This is a genomic window from bacterium 336/3 (assembly GCA_001281695.1).
Classification (GTDB): Bacteria; Bacteroidota; Bacteroidia; order Cytophagales; family Thermonemataceae; genus Raineya.
The window spans coordinates 2,091,740-2,111,580 of sequence record LJIE01000001.1; the positions used below are offsets into that span (position 1 = coordinate 2,091,740).

Annotated in this window: 17 protein-coding genes and 1 pseudogene; 7 read left to right on the top strand and 11 right to left on the bottom strand. The window is 33.1% G+C overall.

The genetic code is table 11. The features are described 5' to 3' along the window. Positions 1 to 56: 56 nt before the first annotated feature. The 4 genes and pseudogenes from AD998_09695 (at position 57) to AD998_09710 (ending at position 4,910) form a co-directional block, all read left to right on the top strand. Positions 57 to 680, top strand: a complete 624-nt coding sequence (locus tag AD998_09695; protein KOY86382.1) for an ABC transporter ATP-binding protein — start codon at positions 57 to 59, stop codon at positions 678 to 680. 13 nt (positions 681 to 693) lie between these two features. Beyond that, a complete protein-coding gene (locus AD998_09700; protein ID KOY86383.1) occupies positions 694 to 1,935 on the top strand; it encodes a hypothetical protein in 1,242 nt (413 codons plus the stop codon). Between the two features lie 260 nt (positions 1,936 to 2,195). Next, positions 2,196 to 3,011 (top strand): annotated as a pseudogene (locus AD998_09705) (hypothetical protein). Positions 3,012 to 4,064: 1,053 nt separating this feature from the next. After that, a complete protein-coding gene (locus AD998_09710) occupies positions 4,065 to 4,910 on the top strand; it encodes a hypothetical protein (protein ID KOY86384.1) in 846 nt (281 codons plus the stop codon). 120 nt (positions 4,911 to 5,030) lie between these two features. Here AD998_09710 and AD998_09715 read toward each other — a convergent pair whose 3' ends face one another. The 9 genes from AD998_09715 to AD998_09755 all read right to left on the bottom strand — a co-directional run bounded on the left by AD998_09715 (position 5,031) and on the right by AD998_09755 (position 15,813). Next, on the bottom strand, positions 5,031 to 7,211 hold the full coding sequence (locus AD998_09715) for a hypothetical protein (GenBank protein ID KOY86385.1): 2,181 nt from the start codon (positions 7,209 to 7,211) through the stop codon (positions 5,031 to 5,033). 59 nt (positions 7,212 to 7,270) lie between these two features. After that, entirely contained in the window at positions 7,271 to 7,777 is a 507-nt protein-coding gene (locus AD998_09720; GenBank protein KOY88133.1) for an endonuclease V, read from the bottom strand. A 4-nt stretch (positions 7,778 to 7,781) separates the two neighbouring features. Beyond that, positions 7,782 to 10,022, bottom strand: a complete 2,241-nt coding sequence (locus tag AD998_09725; GenBank protein KOY86386.1) for a hypothetical protein — start codon at positions 10,020 to 10,022, stop codon at positions 7,782 to 7,784. Beyond that, entirely contained in the window at positions 9,979 to 10,995 is a 1,017-nt protein-coding gene (locus AD998_09730) for a hypothetical protein (GenBank protein KOY86387.1), read from the bottom strand. Before AD998_09730 ends, AD998_09725 begins: the two co-directional genes overlap by 44 nt. 63 nt (positions 10,996 to 11,058) lie before the next feature. After that, positions 11,059 to 11,298, bottom strand: coding sequence for a hypothetical protein (locus AD998_09735; GenBank protein ID KOY86388.1), 240 nt, complete (start codon positions 11,296 to 11,298; stop codon positions 11,059 to 11,061). A 61-nt stretch (positions 11,299 to 11,359) separates the two neighbouring features. Next, complete coding sequence (locus tag AD998_09740) at positions 11,360 to 12,706, bottom strand: acetyl-CoA carboxylase biotin carboxylase subunit (GenBank protein KOY86389.1); 1,347 nt, start codon at positions 12,704 to 12,706, stop codon at positions 11,360 to 11,362. 109 nt (positions 12,707 to 12,815) lie between these two features. After that, positions 12,816 to 13,304, bottom strand: coding sequence for an acetyl-CoA carboxylase biotin carboxyl carrier protein subunit (locus tag AD998_09745; protein KOY88134.1), 489 nt, complete (start codon positions 13,302 to 13,304; stop codon positions 12,816 to 12,818). 119 nt (positions 13,305 to 13,423) lie between these two features. Beyond that, complete coding sequence (locus AD998_09750) at positions 13,424 to 14,281, bottom strand: phosphorylase (GenBank protein KOY86390.1); 858 nt, start codon at positions 14,279 to 14,281, stop codon at positions 13,424 to 13,426. Between the two features lie 26 nt (positions 14,282 to 14,307). Further along, entirely contained in the window at positions 14,308 to 15,813 is a 1,506-nt protein-coding gene (locus AD998_09755; protein KOY86391.1) for a sodium:solute symporter, read from the bottom strand. A gap of 139 nt (positions 15,814 to 15,952) precedes the next feature. Here AD998_09755 and AD998_09760 point away from each other — a divergent pair, with 139 nt between their 5' ends. Together AD998_09760 and AD998_09765 are read left to right on the top strand one after the other, a co-directional pair. Then, entirely contained in the window at positions 15,953 to 17,203 is a 1,251-nt protein-coding gene (locus AD998_09760; protein KOY86392.1) for a hypothetical protein, read from the top strand. Between the two features lie 379 nt (positions 17,204 to 17,582). Further along, the gene (locus AD998_09765) at positions 17,583 to 17,945 is read left to right on the top strand and encodes a hypothetical protein (protein ID KOY88135.1); all 363 of its coding nucleotides are present in this window, start codon (positions 17,583 to 17,585) and stop codon (positions 17,943 to 17,945) included. On the opposite strand, the gene AD998_09770 is transcribed toward AD998_09765, so the two are convergent. Further along, a complete protein-coding gene (locus AD998_09770) occupies positions 17,942 to 18,451 on the bottom strand; it encodes a hypothetical protein (protein ID KOY86393.1) in 510 nt (169 codons plus the stop codon). The two genes, AD998_09765 and AD998_09770, sit on opposite strands and share 4 nt — an antisense overlap. A gap of 20 nt (positions 18,452 to 18,471) precedes the next feature. Further along, positions 18,472 to 18,693, bottom strand: a complete 222-nt coding sequence (locus AD998_09775; GenBank protein ID KOY86394.1) for a hypothetical protein — start codon at positions 18,691 to 18,693, stop codon at positions 18,472 to 18,474. A gap of 59 nt (positions 18,694 to 18,752) precedes the next feature. Here AD998_09775 and AD998_09780 point away from each other — a divergent pair, with 59 nt between their 5' ends. Further along, positions 18,753 to 19,793 carry a hypothetical protein gene (locus AD998_09780; GenBank protein KOY86395.1) on the top strand — a complete coding sequence of 347 codons (1,041 nt, stop codon included), beginning with the start codon at positions 18,753 to 18,755 and terminating at the stop codon, positions 19,791 to 19,793. The last annotated feature ends 48 nt before the right edge of the window (positions 19,794 to 19,841 follow it).

Sequence of the window (19,841 nt, forward strand, 5' to 3'; positions counted from 1 at the left end):
CAACTTTGTTGCAAATATAAAACTAATCTTTCATTCTAAAAGTTCAAAATAAAAAAATGTTCGAAATTTCAGGTTTAATACATGAGTATCAGTCTCAAACAGTTCTTTCAGTGGAAAAGTGGCAGGCAATGCAAGGTGAACATTGGCTTGTTTTGGGAAAATCGGGTAGTGGAAAAAGTACACTACTTCATATTTTGGCAGGACTACTCAGACCATCTAGAGGAGAAGTAAAAGTTAATGATACTGATGTAAAAAAATTAAAATCAGATGATATAGATAGATTTAGAGCTCAAAACATTGGCATTGTCTTCCAGAAACCTCATCTTATTCAGACACTTACAGTATTTGAAAACCTACTTTTAGTGCCTTATCTAGCACATAAAGGAAGCAGTCAGCAAATATATACTATTTTGGAATCTTTAAATATGGCTCACAAACAAAAAAATTACCCTTATCAGCTTAGTCAAGGAGAGTTGCAGAGAGTCTCTATTGCCAGAGCCATGATTGCTAATCCTATTTTATTACTTGCTGATGAGCCAACTGCTAGTTTGGATGATGAAAATGCTCATAATGTTATAGACTTATTACAAACAAAAGCCCAAGAAATAAAAGCTACTTTACTCATTGCTACTCATGATCAAAGAGTAAAAAAATCTTTTTCTAATACTTACATACTCTAAAAATCTCTGATTTATGCATATTTATAAAATCGCTTATAGCTATTTGCGTCAAAAACCACTTTACACTTTGCTACATGTAATGTTATTGGGTTTGGGCTTGGGGCTGATTCTTTTTGTACTCTTATTTTTTAAACAATTAGAGGAAAATTTTTATAAAAATACCAAAAATATAGACATGGTTATTGGAGCAGAAGGTAGCCCTTTACAATTGGTTTTATCAAGTGTATACCATGCAGATGTACCCACAGGTAATATTTCTTTGAAAGAAGCCCAAAAAATTATGCAAAACAAACTGTTTGTGAAAAAAGCTATTCCTTTGAGCTTGGGCGATAATTTCAGAGGCTTTCGGATTGTAGGAACAACACTAGAATACCCTAAAAACTATAATGCTCAGCTACAAACAGGCAACTGGTGGAATAAAGAAATGCAGGTTGTAGTTGGAAGCGATGTTGCCATTGCTGAGAATTTAAAAATAGGTAGTGAATTAGTGAGTGGACATGGTACACAAGATGATGACAATGAGGAACTTTTGCATAAAGATGAAAAGTATGTGGTTGTGGGAATAATGAAACCAACAAAAACTATTTTAGATAGACTTGTCCTAACAGATTTAGAAAGTATTTGGCATATCCACGGTGAACACGAAGAACACAAAAATGACGAAAAACATGACCATGAAGTACATCAAGAGCATATTCATGAGGAAGATAAACAAATTACAGCTTTGCTGATAAAATTTGCTTCACCAATGGCTGTTATTAATTTGCCTCGTCAGGTAGATGCCTTAGACAATATGCAATCAGCGGTACCTGTTGGCGAAGTAGCAAGATTTTTAAGTATATTAGGAATAGGAGTAGAAATTGCAAATATATTGAGTTATATCCTAATAACCATTGCATTATTAAGTATTCTGATTAGCATTTACAATGCTCTCAAAGAAAGAAAGTATGATTTAGCAATTATGCGAACACTTGGAGCATCCAAACAAAGGCTTTTATGGATGATTGTTTTTGAAGGTTTTTTGATAACTTTTTTAGGAATGCTAGTAGGGTTTGTATTGGGACATATAGGTTTGGAAATAGTTGCTCAAGTTTTTGAAAAAAATATCCATTTTAAATTAACAGGCTTTTTTTGGGTAGAGGAAGAATGGTTGTTAATAGGGGTAGTACTTATTATAAGTGTTATTTCGTCTCTATTACCAGCCTTACAAGTATATCGTATAGATGTGATAAAAACTCTCCATAACTTACAATGATGCTTGCATACTAATAAACAGCCAAAACTAGCTTTTTTGCTGTTTATTTGCACTTTTTCAAAAAAAAGTATTGTTTTTTCTTGTTTATGCCAAAAATAATTTTGTATTTTTGTATTAAATATTACGTATGCTTTTTGCAATTAAATCAACTTATACCCATGAAAAAAATCTATCAATTTGCCCTAGCAGGTATGATTGCTTTGGGAGCAATTTTACCTGCTTCTGCTCAAAAAACAGTTGAGCTTCCTGAACCTTCTTCTATTGTATCCACTGAAGGTGAAATAATTGGAGGTAGTAATGATGCAGGAACTATCTATTATGGAACTGTTCCCGCTAATGCAGGTACTAAACCAGTTTTAGTATTTATTCACGGTTATAACAGTAGTGCAAAAACTTGGTGGGATGGTAACGATATGTATAACAAAGCTTATGCAGATGGTTATCGTACAGCATTTGTTTCTGTAAATCCTGACCAAAACCAATGGGTAAATGGACAAATGTTTGCAGGAATGCTTAATACTATTTGTAGTCGTTATGGTGTAAGCCGTGTAGTAGTTGTTGCTCACAGTAAAGGTGGAGTAGACACTGATGCTGCACTAGTACATTATAACGCTTGGAATAAAGTAGAAAGAGTTATTACGTTGGGTACTCCTCATTTTGGTACTCCTCTCGCCGATTTGGCTTCAAGTGGTTGGACTTCATGGTTAGGTGCTATCTTCGGACAAAACAATAATGCAACCAAAAGTCTTCAGTCAGGGGCTATGGCTACTTTCCGTAACCAGACAGACCCACACCCTAATCGTCCTAAAACAAGTTTTAGAACTTTTGGAGGCTGGGGATATAGTGGTTTACTTTGGGTTTCTGGAGTATATTTAAGTTGGAATGGAGGCGGAAGCAGCCAAGGTGGAAATGACGGTGTGGTAAATTATTCAAGTACAAAAAGACCTAATTCTGCTGTAATTTTTGGCAACAGAGATTCAAGAGGAAAAGTAAATCACTCTGAAATTGCAACAGGTACGCCTATGTGGCAACATGTTCGCCCACAATTACCTAGCTCTCTTACAAGAGAAATAGAGCCTGCTATGGAAACTACTCCAGAAGGTTACAATCCTACATCTGTTGTAAGAAGTAGTGGAGAGTTCATTTCTGCTGATAGAGGTGAAAGAACATTTTATACACCCAATGCTCGTAGAGTAAAAGTAACAATTTTCCAAAGTGAATTGGCTACAGGTGCTGATGTAGAAACTGCTGGTCAGGTAAGCTCAGTTGTTTCCACAGAAGCAATTGATGAGGGAAGCTATATCAAAACACTTCTTTTTGAACAGAAATCGGCAAATGCAAGTTTTACCATCAATTCTGATAGTCCATACTTTGCTATTGTAGAAACAGATATAGATGTTGTAGCAACTTTAGAAACAGATTTGAATAACAACAAATTAGTTTACAAACAAGGTGAAGACATGAAATTTAATGTTTCATTGGAAGGAGCTAATATTGAAGCTGTAACTGGTACATTACTTAGAACTTCTGATTTAGAAGGTAATGGAGATGATACACAAATGGCAAGTGCTTTACAGTTTGTTTCTAATGGTGATAGTTTTGTAGCTTATCAAAAAGGCAACTTACCTACTGGTGTTTATAATGTAGCCATCCAAGTAGCTGGAAAAGGTGGTGTAACACGTTCTATTGTAACAAGTGTTGCAGTAGTAGCAGGAGAGAAGCCTGAAACATCATTAGAGAGTTCACTTACAATGGAAGGTTTTGGAGCATATCCAAACCCTAGCAATGGTAATACAAAAATCTATTTTGAAATTACAGAAAAAGGAAGTAATAGTTTAACTATCTATGACATTACAGGCAGAAAAGTGTTTGAAACAAATCTTTCTGACTTAGATGCAGGCAAACACCAAATAGGTTGGGAAGCTGATGGAACTCTTAAAAATGGTATTTATTTATATGAATTCAATAGTAATGGAAAGAAAAACACCAAGAAAATGATTTTAAGCAGATAAGGATGTAGTAAAAATTGAAAAAAGCCCTGACATTTATCAGGGCTTTTTTTGTGATTTATCATTTGTTTTTCTTCATAAAAAATGCTAATTTGTAAGAAACTTTAAAACTTACACCCGATGAAACCCAAAATAGTAGTTCCCTTTGATTTCTCAGAAAGCTCTCAAAATGCCTTAAATTTTGCTGTACAAATTGCCAAAAAAACAAACGCAGTAATTTTATTACATCATATTATTGAGGGCTTTCAAGATACACGCATGTATGGAGAAACACATGCTAGTTCTGAGCAACAAGCTCTTATGAACATCATGGATATTGTAGCCCATAAAAAACTTAATGCTGTCGTGGAACCTCTTAAAACTGAAGCTATAGATATACAGATTTCAGTTGATGTAGGCTCTGTATATGGTAGCATTGCCGAAAAAATCGCTTCTGATAACGTAGATTTGATTATCTTAGGCTCACATGGAAATAGTCAATTAGACAAAAAATATTTAGGAAGCAATACCCACAAAGTTATCAGAAATACCAAACACCCTGTTTGTGTACTCAAAGGAAATATAAACATAGACAATATTAAACATATTGTTTTTGCTTCTGAATTTGAACAAGAGCCTGATAAAGTGATGCAAGAACTCAATGATTGGCAAAGTATTACAGGAGCTAAAGTTACTTTACTCAAGGTAAATCATCCAAGTTTTACATTGAACCGTGAAGAAATGGAGAGTTCTTTGAATGAGTTTGCTTTGAGAAATCATATCAAAAATTATGGAGTAGATGCTTATACAGATATAGACCCTACACATGGTATCATCCATTATGCAGAACACAACAAAGCTGATTTGATTTTTGTAGGAACCGACTTTTATAAAGGACTTTTGGAGCGTTTATGGCATAGAAGAACACAAGTAGCAGAAGAAGTAGCTACACATACAGCAATTCCAGTGGTTTCTTATCATCTATAAAAAACTAAAGAACCTGACTAATTTAGTCAGGTTCTTCGATTTTGTTAAGCATACGTAAAAATATAGATTACTCAAATAAGCATATTATATTTGGATAATACAAATATAATTTATACTTTTTTATAATTTAACACCCAAAACCAAAATATCATCTCTTTGAGAAGCTGTTTTTTGGAATGTTTTAAGTTCATCTACTAGAAAGTTCTTTTGCTTGCTCATAGACTCTTTTCCATATAGAAGCAATAGTGTTTTGAATTTATCTGTTCCAAATTTATCTCGATTGGGGTTTGGGTTATCTACAAAACCATCTGTGGAAAGGTACACAACATCTCCTTTATCTAAAATATAAATACTATCTTCAAAAGGGATTTGTGTAATACCAATACTACTACCTCCAATATGATTGCGGGAACCTCGAAGTTCAATAATTTCATTATCCTTAAAAATGTAGAGAGGTCTTCTTGCTCCTGCAAAAGTAACTAAAAATTGTCCATTTGTTTTTTCTTCTATACAACATAAACAGACATCCATACCATCATTATTTCCAGTTTCTTTTTGTTTAAGGGAAGAAATAACACCTTCATTGAGCATATCTAAAATTTTGGAAGGGCTATATATTTTGTTCTCATTAATAATCTTATTGAGTAATGTATTACCAATCATACTCATAAATGCACCTGGTACACCATGTCCTGTACAATCTACTGCTGCAAAAAATTGTTTATTCTCTATTTTAGAATACCAATAAAAATCTCCTGATACCACATCCTTAGGAAAATAAATTACAAAGAAATCCTGTAAATTTCCTTTAATGATATCTTCTTGGGGCAAAATAGCTTTTTGAATTTGGCTTGCGTATTGGATACTTTGACTCATGTGTTGGTTTAGCTCTACCAATTCATTGTTTTTTCGTTCAATGAAATCTCTTTGAGCCATAATTTCTTCTCTTTGCTGGTGCAATTCTTCGTTTTGTACCAATATTTCTTCTTGTTTCTGCTGAAGTTCTCGTGTTCTTTCTTCTACTTTCCTTTCAAGCATTTCATTTTGCTCCAAAATAATACGAGCATTTTCTTCAGTAGCTCTGAGAGCTTCACCTTGAGCCTTCTCTTTTTCTTTTCGAATAATATTTACTCTATCAGCAAGAGCAAAAGAAAGCCCTACCACTTGAAACATTGCTCCAATAAGATGGAAAATTCTCAAAAATGGATGGTTAGGTAATAAACCTGCTGACATAATTGCCAAAACACTCACACCTATCAAGAAAAAAGCCCAAGAAACAACAAAATATCCTGCGGAACGATTCCCAGCTCTCCAAACAAAAGCACCTACAATAAGCTCAAAAAAACCAAGAAAAATCATCGTTGCTGTACCAATTTTAACAGCTATTCGATATTCCAAAAAGAACCCTAGCAAAGTAAAACCTGTAAACAGCATTACAAATCCCCAAATATATTTATTGAAGCGAGGTAAATACTTTTCTGTATTTAAGAAAGAAATCATAAATAGGAGAGCTCCTACACTACCCGATGTAAGTCCGATAGGTACAACAGCATTTGCCCACCATAGAGAGTTAGGCCACAAATGTTGGAATGTATGTCCGTTTAATGATGCTTGAGCCAATCCATAGAAAAAGATGTAAACAAAATAATACAAATAGCTTCTGTTTCGGATAGCAAAATAAAGCACCAAGTTATAAATGCCCATGATAAGCAAAATGCCATAGAACATTCCAAAAAGTATCTCTGTATTAGAAATATGATTGGATAACTCTTTCGAAGTATAAAGGTATGTAGGAAATTGTATAGAACTTTCTGTATCTATTTTGAGGAAATAAATACGAGTTTCTTGTGGGGCTAAATCAATATTAAAAATGGAATTTCTATAAAAAATAGTCCTATCTTTGAAAGGAACTTTATCTCCTACTGTTTTTTGAGTATTAATCCAATTTCCTTGGGCATCTTGACTAAAAATATCAACTTTATCAAATAGAGGATAATCAAATTCTAAAAATAGATTTTGAACTGAATTTTTCGAATTTTTGATAGTTACTCTTACCCAAAAATTAGACTTTTTAAAGCCATAAGTAGGATCATCTGTTTGGATGTTTTTCAGTTTATTATCATCAATAGCCAAAACATTCTTCAAATCCATCTTTTTTGTAGAATCCTCAAAAACATACAAATATTTACTGATGTTGGTATAGCCAAAATCAGATGGAACCTCGAAAATCTTTTGTTGCCCAAAAGATTGCAATGAAAGAATATAGCAACAAAGTAGTAGAAAATTAATTCTTTTAAGCATAGTTTTACCCTTGGTAGTGAAGTTTTAAGTTTTCAAGAGTGGAACAGTTTGAAATATTATTATATTAAAAATTTAGTTTTTTGGTCTAATTTTTTTAAAATATCAGGTATTCGATAAGCTCCATGCATACTTTGTACATAAGCAGTAGCTTTATCCAAATCAATACCTAAACTGGTGATGTATAGGGGCCTTTTACTATCTCCTCTATAAACCTCTCTTTTTAACGTATTGAGTGTAGCAAAATTGCTTTTGGCAACACCAATAATAGGAACTTGTCTGTTTAATTCCTCATACAAATGTCCCCCCAAGCCTAATTTTCCTCTATCATCAAGTACCACAAAGCCATCTACCACAATGATATCTTCTTTTTGCAATTTGATTTGAGTAAGTATGCTCATAATACAAGGCAATTCTCTTTTATAAAATTCGCCAGATACATACTCGTCAGGAACTTCCAAATCTTCGCTTAATTCTAAAGTTGCTTCCTTATCTGTCCAGTTTTCAAAGCCCATACAAACTGTATGAGCTTTATTATTATTATAATGGGTGTCAAAAGCAAATATCAAGTTTCTATAAGTTTGTGTATAAATTAAAATAATAACACTCTTTGATAGCTCTTTTATAAAACTGTGTAGTTTTATATTTGTTTTTAAGTACATCAAATTGAGTTCTATATTTAGGATTTAAGTAAGGTTTTAATCCATCATGAGTTCTATCAGCTTTTTTAAACTCTTCTGTAATAAATAAGGCATTTTGCTCTGCTTTGGCAGCTAAAAAACAAGCTTTGGCAGCTAACTCTTTATTACCAGCTTTATCTGCTATTTCCATTGCTTTTTGGTAGTATTCTAATGCTTTAGAGCAATCTGTTTGCATATACTCTTTAAAATAATTATCAACCCCAAAAGATGTCCAAGTAGAACCACTTCTTTGATAATCCATTGCTTGCCAGCTATGCCCAAAAAAAGAAGTATTGTAGTAAATATTACCCAATTTTAGATAAGCATCTACAGAACCTTTTTTTGCTTGCCCTTCTAAAAGCTTGATTTGTTGAATTAAGCCCATTTTTGTAAATGTTTTGTTTCTTGGACAATCAAAACAATCTTTTAGTTCGTCTGCTGTTGGGTCTCCTTTGAGAACAGTATGAATACCAGCTTCTTTGAATAATTTTTCAGCTTCATCCAATTTGCCTTCTGCAAAGAGCATAGTAGCTTTACTTTCTTGCAATACTTTATATGGATTTTTGTCACTTATTTTAGTAAGTAGCTCTTTTTCGTAGCTAGTATAAGTGTCTTTTTTAGCAAATTCTAAGAGTTCATTTAAGTTTGCATAATGAGTCTGAATATCACCTAAACCATGATAAGAAAGATATTCTTTAGCTTTCTCACCTTGTTTTTGGTAATGTCTTTGAAAAGTTGCTACCATCAATCCTTTGAGTGCAGAACTATTGAAGCTTTTTACTTTCTGATAGTATTTTTCTTCTTGTTCATTATCTAAAATATTGATTTCGAGTAGTTCAACCATTGTTTCAAAAAGCTCAATTTGTTTTTTTCCTTCAGGAGTGAGGTTCGTTTTATTGAGTTTAGCAAACGATTTACGAGCATCCTGAGGATTACCAAGTAGATAGTCGCAATAGCCTAAAGCCATTAACCACAAACTTTGCTTTTGAGCGTCTTTTTGTGTACTCAAATATTGTAAAATAAAGGTCTTTAATTTAGGAATATAAGCTTTGTATAAAGCAATTTGGTCTGAGTTGGCATAACCTTCAAAACCAGTTTGTGAAACTTTTTGAGGCATGAGCGTGAACTCAATTTTGTTGATTTCACGTGAAAGCAACATATCCAAATAATCTGAATTTGGGTCAAAGTTATAAATTGCCATCATTTCTGGCAAAACTAAGTTTTGAGGATGTATGCCTCTGATAAAGAATAATGTAGATTTTTCTTTGTTGTTTTTACAAAGACTTACAGCTTTTGCCCAATCTGCATCTGAATAGACTTTACAGCTTAAAAATGAACTTACTTTTTTTGCATTAGACTTTTCAAACACCACAGCAAATAAATAGGCAGACATAGCTTGTTGTCCTAATTTTTGTAAAGCACCTGCTTTATGTGCCAAAGCCCAATAACGAATGACATTCTCAGTTTTTAAAGGCTCAACCAATGCATCATGTAGTACAATAACTCTTTTATAATCAAATGCATAATGAGCTAAGCGAATAGCCTGATAAGCATAACGTAATTTGAAAAATGGTTCTTTGGCTGCTACAGAACGCTTTTCAGCTTCTTTTGAGTAACTCAAGAGCATTTCTTGAGAATTCTGAGGAGATTCAGACCAAACATCTTCTTTGAAGGCATATTTTTCACATTTTTTTGCAAAAGCAAGATATTCAACTGCTTCTGCATCTTTTTTCTTACTTGCCCAATACTGTACAACACTATTATCTGTCCACTTTTTATCATTTAAGGGCTTCTGTAAAAGCACATAATTTCGAATTTTATCCCAATCTTGTTGTGTGGATTTATAGATAATAGCTTCTAAGTCTTTTTGCGTAGCCTGATTACCTACATAATTTTGCCATTCAACCAAATTCTCATCCAGTTCATTCCTCTTAATACTTTCTTCATCATAAAACCTACTCCATGAAAAGTACAGAGGTTTAAAACGTTGTGTTTGTGGTTGCTCTGGACTAAAAAAACGATAAAGTTCCCAATCTGGCTCCCAATATGAACAACTCTCTACATGCCAAGTATTGAATAAGGCAAGAACATTAAAGCCAATAATTAGCCAAATTTGTGAGCTTTTGAATTTCATAATGTTTAAAAAATTTGCTTTCTAAATGATAAAATATAAGTTCTTTTGCTTTAATGTGCTTTGATACTTCTTTGCAAAGGCTTTCTAATAACTCTATGGATATATCTTCCCAACGCAAAAAATCGTCTTCATACAAATATACACCTCCAAAATAGTGATTTTCTGTTATCTTATAAAGATTTTTTTGTATTTTTTTAATATGTTTATTGGTTTCTAATTCTTGGAAACTAATTTGGCTCAACAAATTGACAGTTTTACCCATACGTTGTACAACAGCCCACGAAAAAATAGGTATAGCTACATCCAAATGAATAGGATAGGATTCGGTATCAGAAAGATAACTACTCACTATTTTCAAATCTAAAATGGAGTTTTGAGTGTTTCTTCCATCAATATCACCCACATTATAAAGCATCAAAACACCTCTATCTATAGGAGGGATACCTGTTTGATGAGCATATTTGTACTGATGTAAACGAATAGTAGCAGAAAGCTCAATATTTTTAGATTTACAAATTTTTCGGATTTCAGTACAAAGCATAAAATAATTTCTTTGAGATTGTTCTGACCAATCACAATCTAACTGAATACCTTTGACGGGCAGTTTTTTGCCTTGAGAAAATATTTTTTTTGTTATTTTTTGTGCCAAATCAGGAATTTTATCTGAAGGAATTTGAATCATGGTTCTGTTTGTAATGAAAATTGTAGCAACAATTTCATCAAATTGGTACGAAAGAGAATCATTTATTCGAGTAATGCCAATAGGAACAGCACCTTGTTCTACTTGATAATCTACATCAAAAAAACGAAGATAAAGCTTTTTACTATTTACTTTTTTTAGAAAAGCCTGCTCTACACTATCTACTTGGAAAGCTCCTTTCCAGTGGTAGAAATGAATATTTGGACGTGAAGCAGGCTCACAGGCTATCAAGAAGACACCCAAAAACAAACTTAAAACTTTAAACAATTGCATGAAAACTCAAAAATATGAGCAAATGTAATTAAAAAAGCTCAAATTTACTTGAGCCTTTTAATTTTATGATTTTATAGGAGGAAATTCAAAAATAATAAGTCCTAAAGGAATAGATAAGGATTTGCTGGATGTAAACATGCTATCTTTGGTAAAACCAAGCAGTACAAAATCCTCTCCAACAATGTTTAATGTGCATTTTGTGTAGCCCATTTTTTCTTTGGAACACAAATAGAATACTCCAGTACTTGGAAAATAATAAACCTCTTTTCCTTCAAATTCTTTTAAAAAATCGTTGTATTTCATGTTTTTATAATGGATTTAAATAAAAAGTGCTTAGGTTTTACATCTAAGCACTCTAAATATTTTATAAGTCTGAATAATCGTAGGTATTCATATATTGAGTTGTAAAATCTTTTCCATTTTGGAAATTAGGGTCATCCATGAGCTTGATAAGCAATGGAATAGTTGTTTTAATCCCTTCAATCACAAACTCTTGTAAAGCTCTTTTCATCCTTACAATTACCTCTTGTCTTGATTGAGCTGTTACAATCACTTTGGCAATCATAGAATCATAATTAGAAGGAATGGTATAGCCTGAATACACATGTGTATCTACACGAACGCCAGCACCACCAGGGATGTGTAAATTCGTGATTTTACCAGGGGAAGGTCTGAAATCTTTGGCAGGGTCTTCTGCATTGATACGACACTCCATTGAAAATGCTTGAGGAAAATAATTTTTTCCTGAAATTTCAATACCTGCAGCCACTTTGATTTGCTCCTTCACCAAATCCCAACCAGTAACGGCTTCAGTAACAGGGTGTTCTACTTGGATACGAGTGTTCATTTCCATAAAATAGAAATCACCATTTTTATCCAATAAAAACTCAATTGTTCCTGCACCTTCGTAGTTAATGGCTTTAGCACCTTTGATAGCTGCATCACCCATTTTTTTACGAAGAGCTTCATCAAGCATCGGAGAGGGGGTTTCTTCAATTAGTTTTTGATTTCTACGTTGAATAGAGCAATCCCTTTCTGAAAGGTGACAAACATTGCCAAATTGGTCTCCAAATACCTGAATTTCAATATGTCTTGGATTTTCAATAAATTTTTCTAAGTATAAACCATCATTGCCAAAGGCTGCACCAGCTTCCATTTTAGCATCATCCCAAGCTTTGTCAAATTCTTCTTCTTTGGTAATGATACGCATTCCACGACCACCACCACCAGCTGTAGCTTTGATAATAACAGGGTATTTAATTTTTTTCGCTAATTTTTTTGCTTCAGAAAGTTCATTCACCAAACCCTCAGAACCAGGTACAATGGGTACACCAGCTATTTTCATGGTTGCTTTAGCGGTTGCTTTATCACCCATTTTCTCAATTTGTTCAGGTGTAGCTCCAATAAACTTAATACCATGCTCTCTACAAGTACGAGAAAAAACAGCATTTTCTGATAAAAAACCATACCCAGGGTGAATAGCATCAGCATTGGTGATTTCGGCTGCTGCAATAATGCTTGGAATACTCAAATAAGATTGTTTACTGATGGCAGGACCAATACAAACGGCTTCATCGGCAAAACGAACATGCAAGCTTTCTTTATCAGCAGTAGAATAAACAGCTACTGTCTTGATTCCCATTTCTTTACAAGTACGAATAATGCGTAAAGCAATTTCGCCACGATTGGCTATCAATATTTTTTTAAACATAAGACGTTGCTTTTAGATATAAAAAACAAGACATAAAAGGCAAAATATTGTGATATACAGAAATAAAAATTTCTTAATCTTTGTGCCTAATGTCTTGTTTCTAAAAATATTAAATAGGTTCTACTAAGAATAAAGGTTGGTCATATTCTACAGGAGTTGCATTTTCTACAAGAACCTTCACAATTCTTCCAGAAATTTCAGATTCGATTTCATTAAAAAGCTTCATGGCTTCAACAATACAAACTATTTGTCCTTGTTTTACCTCATCACCAACATTCACAAAATTAGGAACATCAGGTTTAGAAGCTCTGTAGAAAGTACCAATCATTGGAGATTTGATGGTAATATAATTACCTGCATTTGAGCCTTCTTTAGGGTTTGTTTGTGTTTCTTGAGGAGTGGAATCTTGTTTAGATATTACTGTAGTAGGCGTATAACTAGGTTGTTGTGTAGCCACAGTAGTTGAAACATTCTCCATTTTAACAACTCCGCTATGACGTTTGACACTTATTTTAAACTCATCTGTTTCGATGTTTACTTCGTCCAAAGGTGATTGAGCTATAAAATCTATCAAATCTCTGATTTCCTTTGCTTTCATGGGGTTAAATTTTGGTTTATGTTCTTGTTTAAAAGCCCCAAATATGCAATGTTTTCTTGGAAAAACAAAAATTGCTGTTTGTTTTTTTGTGAATTCACCATAAAACAATAAAATAAATTTTAAACCCTTTCCAAAACCAATTTAATGAGATTGTCAATCGTTTTTTCTGCATTTTTAGAGAATTCCTGTGTAATTCGGTTGGCTATGATAGCATTTAAAGAGAGCATTTCGTGTCCCAATAAACGGCACATAGCATAATAACCTGCTGTTTCCATTTCAAAATTGGTAAGCCAGTGGTCTTCATGATGAAAAAAGCTTAATTCATCTACCAAATGAGGATATCGAATACTTGTCCTGATTTCTCTGCCTTGTGGGGCATAAAAGCCAGGGGCAGTAACCGTAACGCCTTTGAGCATATCAAAAGCAAGTTTTTCAGTAAGACTTTTGGAGCCTTCTACACAATAAGGAGTAAAACCCAACTGCATAGAATTCTGAAAGTTTTGAGAAAAGGTTTTTTCAAAATCTGTTTGAGCAAGTTTATAAAAATACATAAGTGTATCTAAACCCAATCCATACGAAGAAGCAACCAAACTATCAACTCCGATGGCTGCTTGTAGGCTTCCTGATGTACCAATACGAACAATATTTAATTTCTTGAGTTTCTTCTTTCGTTCACGAGTTTTCAAATCAATATTGACAATGGCATCTAGTTCTGTAATCAGAATTTCCACATTGTCTGTTCCCATACCTGATGAAATAACAGTTAGACGTTTGCCTTTGTAAATACCAGTATGAGTGATAAACTCTCGCTTATTCATCTCAAAATCAACGGAATCAAAATATTGACTCACTTTATGAACTCTATTGGGGTCGCCAACTACCAAAATGGTATCAGAAATATCTTCAGGTTTTAAATTGAGGTGATAAATGCTACCATCCTTATTGATAATGAGTTCAGATTCTGCAATACGAGTCATGATAGTGATGAATTATGAGTGATAAGTTATGATTGTTTTAATGCTATTGAGTATTCACTTTTTTTGCTGATAGCCCAAAGCCCTAAGTAATTTAGAAATCCATTTAATATAATCAACTCATCTCCAAATACATATCCTCCAAGGATTTCTTTTGAATAGATATTGATGACAAAACAAAGGGCAGGAGCCAATATACAAATTACTGGTACTAAAGGGTCTTGGAGCGTACGTTTTGTTGTAATACCAAAGGCAAAAAGTCCCAATAATGCCCCATATGTATAACCAGCAGCTTGAAATAAAGTTCCAATGATATTTACATTGGGGTTGGCATTTCGGACTTTCTCAAAAATAACCACAATAATCAATAAAACAATAGAAAATCCTAAATGAACCATTCTAACTGTATTTTTTGATTCTTTTTCACCTTTCTGATTTTTAGTAACTCCCAAAAAGTCTATGCAAAACGAAGTAGTTAACGATGCCAATGCTGAGTCAGAACTGGCATATGTGGCAGCTGTTATACCCAACAAAAACGCAATACCTGCAATGATACCAAAATGCTCAAATGCCAAAACTGGATATACTTGGTCTGTAATGATTTTTCCTGCTTTTGTAGGTAATGTAATATCCTTATTTTCGGTATATAAATATAGCAAAGCCCCCATTGCCAAAAATACTAAATTCACAAAAACAAGTACAGTCACAAAAGAAAACATATTTTTTTGAGCTTCCTTGAGGTTTTTACAAGTCAGGTTTTTTTGCATTAAGTCTTGGTCTAAACCTGTCATAGCAATGGCTATAAACATTCCTGCTAAAAATTGCTTGATAAAATGATTTTTACTACCTAAAAAGTCATCCCAGAAGAATATTTTAGACATAGGACTGCTTTCTATTTGATTAAAAAGTGTTCCAACACTCCAATTTAAATCTTCTTTGATAAAGAAAATTGCTGAAAATAAGGCAAGTAACAGAAAAGTTGTTTGAAAAGTATCTGTCCAAACAATCGTTTTGATACCACCTCTAAAAGTATAAACCCAAATAAGAGCAATACTGATAGCTGTTGTAAGCCAAAAAGGAAAGCCCCAAGCATTAAACAAGCCTATTTGTAAAGCTTCTACAGCTAGAAATAAACGGAAAGATGTTCCAATTGTTCTTGAAAGTAAGAAAAATGAAGCCCCTGTTTTATAAGCATATCGCCCAAAACGTTGTTCTAAATAGGTATAAATAGAAACTAAATTGAGTTTATAGTACAGAGGCATGAGAATAGATGCAATGACCACATAGCCTGCCACATAGCCCAAAACCAACTGGAAATATCCAAAAGATCTTGTCAGTACAGCTCCAGGTATAGAAATAAAAGTAACTCCTGAAAGAGAAGCTCCAATCATCCCGAAAGCGACTAAATACCATGGAGATTGTTTATTACCATCAAAAAATGTAGAAGCAGTAGCATTTTTTGAGGTATAGTAAGCAATCAAAATTAACAGAAAGAAATAAGCAGATAAAACGGAAACGACAATAGCAGGGTTCATCAAATTTTAAGTATGTATTTTTTTAGTGAGTTCAAAAATATAAAAAAAGCCTTACTGATTCATAGAAAAAGAAATATTATTTCTTAATTTGTAAAAAACAAAAAAGCATGGCTTTATTTGCTGAGATTTAAAGATAACTATGATTACAAAAGTTGCTCAAGAAATAGACAAAATAAGCTCTCAACTTATTTTAAAAGAAGCTTTTTATGCCCATTTTTTTTCTGGTATCATCAAAAATATATCAGAAATGTTGCCTACTTTGGCAGTAGAGGCAAGACAAAACCGTATTACACTGCATATCAATCCTACTTTTTGGAATGATGTTCTCAAAGAACAAATCTTTCAGTATGGAGGAATTAAGCATGAAATTCTCCATATTGTGTTGTTGCATATTGTTCGATACAAAGAGTTTAGCCATCACGATATTTTTAATGTAGCAGCCGATTTGGTTGTAAATCAGTTGATTGATAGAAAAGAACTCATCAAAGAAGCTGTTTTCTTAGAGCTTTTCCCCGAACTCAACTTACGCCCTTTTGAGTCGTTGAATTATTATTACGAAAAACTTCATAATCTTTACAAACAAAAAACCAAGGAAGAACAAACAGGGAATGGCAAAAGCGAAAGTGGTGAAGAAGGAGAAGGCAAACCAAATATTTCTTGGGAAAATTTGAAGTCTTTTCTAAGAGAAGATGCCTTAAGCCAGCAACAACATGCCCTTTGGAAATATTTTGAGGGTTTGAGTAGTGCTGAAAGAGAATTACTGGAGGAATCTATTAAACAGAAAATTTACGAGATTATCAAAAGAACTCGTAGCAAAGAGTTTGGAAAGCTACCAGCAGGGCTTCAGACATATCTCAACGAGTTTGAGAAAAGTATGTTGCCTTCTGTGAATTGGCGTAGAATTCTGCGTTTGTTTGCTAATAGCAGTGCTAAAACATACATCAAAAATACGCTGAAACGCCCTTCCAAACGTTATGGTACCACACCAGGTATAAAAATAAAACGTCGAAATAAAATTTTGGTAGCCATTGATACATCAGGAAGCGTGGCAGAGGACGATTTGAAAGAGTTTTTTCAAGAAATTTATCATATTTGGCGACAAGGAGCAGAAATTTTGATAGTGGAGTGTGATACCATGATTCATCAACAATATTATTACAAAGGGCAAAACCCAAAAGTTGTAAAAGGTGGAGGAGGAACAGATTTCAACGCTCCTATCGAATTTGCCAATACAAAATACAAACCTGATGCAATTGTCTATTTTACAGATGGTTATTGTGATGCTCCAAAAATTAAAAGTCGCTTTCCTATTATGTGGCTACTGAGTACGGCAGGAGCTAAAGAAACTGATTTAAAAGGATTTGAAGGTAGAATTTTAAAAATGAATTAAAAATATAAAACTTATGGAATCTTTGATAAAGCAATTAACACAATGGCATGAAGAAGAAGAGTATGAAAAAATTATTGAAAATATAAACAGACTTCCAAAAGAAACGTTGGATTATGATCTTTTAAGCCATCTAGGTAGAGCTTACAACAACACAGAAGAATATGATATTGCTTTGGATATCTTTATGTCTATCAAGCAACAAGGTGAAAATGATCCACTTTGGCATTTTAGAGTAGGGTATGCTTATTACTATAAAAATGAGTATGAAATGGCTCTTCCTTATTTTATAAAAAGTGCTGAATTAGGCGATGATAGAGCACCCATGTTTAGAAGGATGTGTAAAAGAGAAATAGGCAGAGAAGAACTCAAAAAACAAAAAATGCAAAAAGATTACTTGTCTATTATAGAACACGAAGAAAGTATTTCTGTATGTTTTTATATAGAAAAAGAAAAACCTTTCGGAATTGGGCAGAAAATGGGAGAGTTGAACCCCAATGCCTATATGAATGGTTATAACTGGAAAGCTTTTTTAGATACTTATCTTTCTAAATATCACCCAGATGTGTACACTGATATGGGTACAGACCCTGAAGCAGGTATGTATGTGGCTTACTATACTTTAAATGAAGATAATATGCAAAAGTCTAAAAAACTATTTAAAATAATAGCCTACCTTGTTGAAAATGAAGATAAAATTTATCAGATTTTAGAAAAAGAAGCAGATAATATTGAGTGGGATTAGTCAGCAATCTTAAAAGATTTAAAAATTTGATTGACTTGTTCTAAATAAGACTGATAAACAGATGTTTCTGCTGTAAAAGTAAGAATATATATCTTTTCTTCAACCATCCAATAATGTTGTAAAACTTTTAAAGTTCGATCATTTGCCTCACTTTGATAGGTAATCTTGTGATATGATTTTTTTTTATTTTTTATATTTTCTAAAATTTTTGCATTCTTTATATGTGTTTCTATTCTATCTACAGCGTCATTTACAAAACAATCTAAAGTCATTTTTGTGCCTTCATAATTAAAAACTGTTAAATGGATGTATTCTTTGAATGTATCCAAATCAGATTCGGGTTGTGCTATTAAAAAAAACTCTCTGCTTGGCTTTCCATTTGTCAATGTCCAATTAGAAGGATATTGTATTTGATATTTGGCTACTTTGTGGGTTTTCCAATCTTTTTGTTGAGCAAAAAGACCAAAACTAACACATAAAAAAATGCTTAAAAATAAATTTTTCATACATTATCTAAATATAAAAACTAAATGCGTCTGTCAAAAAAACCTTCTGGATTACTACGAATAGTACTTGAAAAAGTATCTAAAAAAGCTTCTCCTTTTTGCTGATATTCTTTTTGTTCTTGTGTATTGAGTTTAATGGTTACATCAAAAACAGCGATTGTGCCACACACAACAGAGAATATATAATCTTCATTATCTTTGTAGAGAATATAATCGTAATATTTTTCAGTAATTTTTTGCATAATTGGAACAATAAATCTTTGTTTAAGGTAGTATTTATAAGGAAATAATTCAAGTTTTTATGAAAAAAAAGCTAAAAAGAATAGCTTGGGGTGTTTTATTTGTACTTTTGATACTGGCTATTTGGTATCATGAGTTGCTCATTTATGGAATAAATCAGGGAATTGGGCAAGCAAAAATCATTTGGGGAGCTCGCCCCATTACAGAAGTGTTGGAAGATAAAAACATAACAGACAGCATCAAAAATAAACTCCGTCTTATACAAGAAATCAAACGCTTTGCAGAAGATTCTTTGGGTATCAACCCTACTAAAAATTATACGACATTCTACGACCAGAAGAAAAAACCTTTGCTTTGGGTGGTTACAGCCTGCCCACCCTACGAACTTAAAGCCCACGAATGGACATTCGGGTTTTTAGGTAAATTCTCGTACAAAGGGCATTTTGAGATGCAAAAAGCCTTGAAAGACTCTGCTGAACTTGCTCAAAAAGGCTACGACACAGATATTGGAGAAGTAAGAGCTTGGAGTACATTGGGTTGGTTCAAAGACCCCATTTTAAGTTCGATGCTCAGAGCCTCCGAAGGTGATTTAGCAAATCTAATTATTCATGAACTGACACATAGTACTTTATATGTGAAAGATGATGTAGATTTCAACGAAAACTTAGCCAGTTTCATTGGTGATAAAGGGGCATTGTTGTTTTTAGAAAGAAAATTTGGGAAAGAGTCCAAACAATACAAAAATTACATTTTTGAAAACCACGATGATTCGCTGTTTTACGAATATGTTCTCAAGAATACACAAACGCTCAAAAAACTCTATGAAAGTGAAGAATTTAAGAAAATGCCTGATAGTCAGAAGAAAATAAAAAAGGAAGAAACTATCTCAGCAATTGTGTCAGGGCTTGCTGACCAGCCATTTAAGAAAATACGTTACAACAAAGCTCGTTTGGCTAAATTCAAACCCAATAATACATTTTTTATGGGTTATGTACGTTATAGAGCTAAACAAACAAACTTTGAAGAAGAATTTCAACAAAAATTTAAAGGAAATTTGAAGAATTATCTCAATTTCCTCAAAGAAAAATATCCTTCTTTATAAGTTCATAAATGTTTTTAGATGTATGTTGAAACCTTATAGGTTTGTATT

What these genes read in the sequence shown, in the direction of transcription:
- AD998_09695 (KOY86382.1), top strand. Translation starts at nt 57, where the DNA reads ATGTTCGAAATTTCAGGTTTAATACATGAGTATCAGTCTCAAACAGTT.
- AD998_09700 (KOY86383.1), top strand. Translation starts at nt 694, where the DNA reads ATGCATATTTATAAAATCGCTTATAGCTATTTGCGTCAAAAACCACTT.
- AD998_09710 (KOY86384.1), top strand. Translation starts at nt 4,065, where the DNA reads ATGAAACCCAAAATAGTAGTTCCCTTTGATTTCTCAGAAAGCTCTCAA.
- AD998_09715 (KOY86385.1), bottom strand. Translation starts at nt 7,211, where the DNA reads ATGCTTAAAAGAATTAATTTTCTACTACTTTGTTGCTATATTCTTTCA.
- AD998_09725 (KOY86386.1), bottom strand. Translation starts at nt 10,022, where the DNA reads ATGAAATTCAAAAGCTCACAAATTTGGCTAATTATTGGCTTTAATGTT.
- AD998_09730 (KOY86387.1), bottom strand. Translation starts at nt 10,995, where the DNA reads ATGCAATTGTTTAAAGTTTTAAGTTTGTTTTTGGGTGTCTTCTTGATA.
- AD998_09735 (KOY86388.1), bottom strand. Translation starts at nt 11,298, where the DNA reads ATGAAATACAACGATTTTTTAAAAGAATTTGAAGGAAAAGAGGTTTAT.
- AD998_09740 (KOY86389.1), bottom strand. Translation starts at nt 12,706, where the DNA reads ATGTTTAAAAAAATATTGATAGCCAATCGTGGCGAAATTGCTTTACGC.
- AD998_09745 (KOY88134.1), bottom strand. Translation starts at nt 13,304, where the DNA reads ATGAAAGCAAAGGAAATCAGAGATTTGATAGATTTTATAGCTCAATCA.
- AD998_09750 (KOY86390.1), bottom strand. Translation starts at nt 14,281, where the DNA reads ATGACTCGTATTGCAGAATCTGAACTCATTATCAATAAGGATGGTAGC.
- AD998_09755 (KOY86391.1), bottom strand. Translation starts at nt 15,813, where the DNA reads ATGAACCCTGCTATTGTCGTTTCCGTTTTATCTGCTTATTTCTTTCTG.
- AD998_09760 (KOY86392.1), top strand. Translation starts at nt 15,953, where the DNA reads ATGATTACAAAAGTTGCTCAAGAAATAGACAAAATAAGCTCTCAACTT.
- AD998_09765 (KOY88135.1), top strand. Translation starts at nt 17,583, where the DNA reads ATGCAAAAAGATTACTTGTCTATTATAGAACACGAAGAAAGTATTTCT.
- AD998_09770 (KOY86393.1), bottom strand. Translation starts at nt 18,451, where the DNA reads ATGAAAAATTTATTTTTAAGCATTTTTTTATGTGTTAGTTTTGGTCTT.
- AD998_09775 (KOY86394.1), bottom strand. Translation starts at nt 18,693, where the DNA reads ATGCAAAAAATTACTGAAAAATATTACGATTATATTCTCTACAAAGAT.
- AD998_09780 (KOY86395.1), top strand. Translation starts at nt 18,753, where the DNA reads ATGAAAAAAAAGCTAAAAAGAATAGCTTGGGGTGTTTTATTTGTACTT.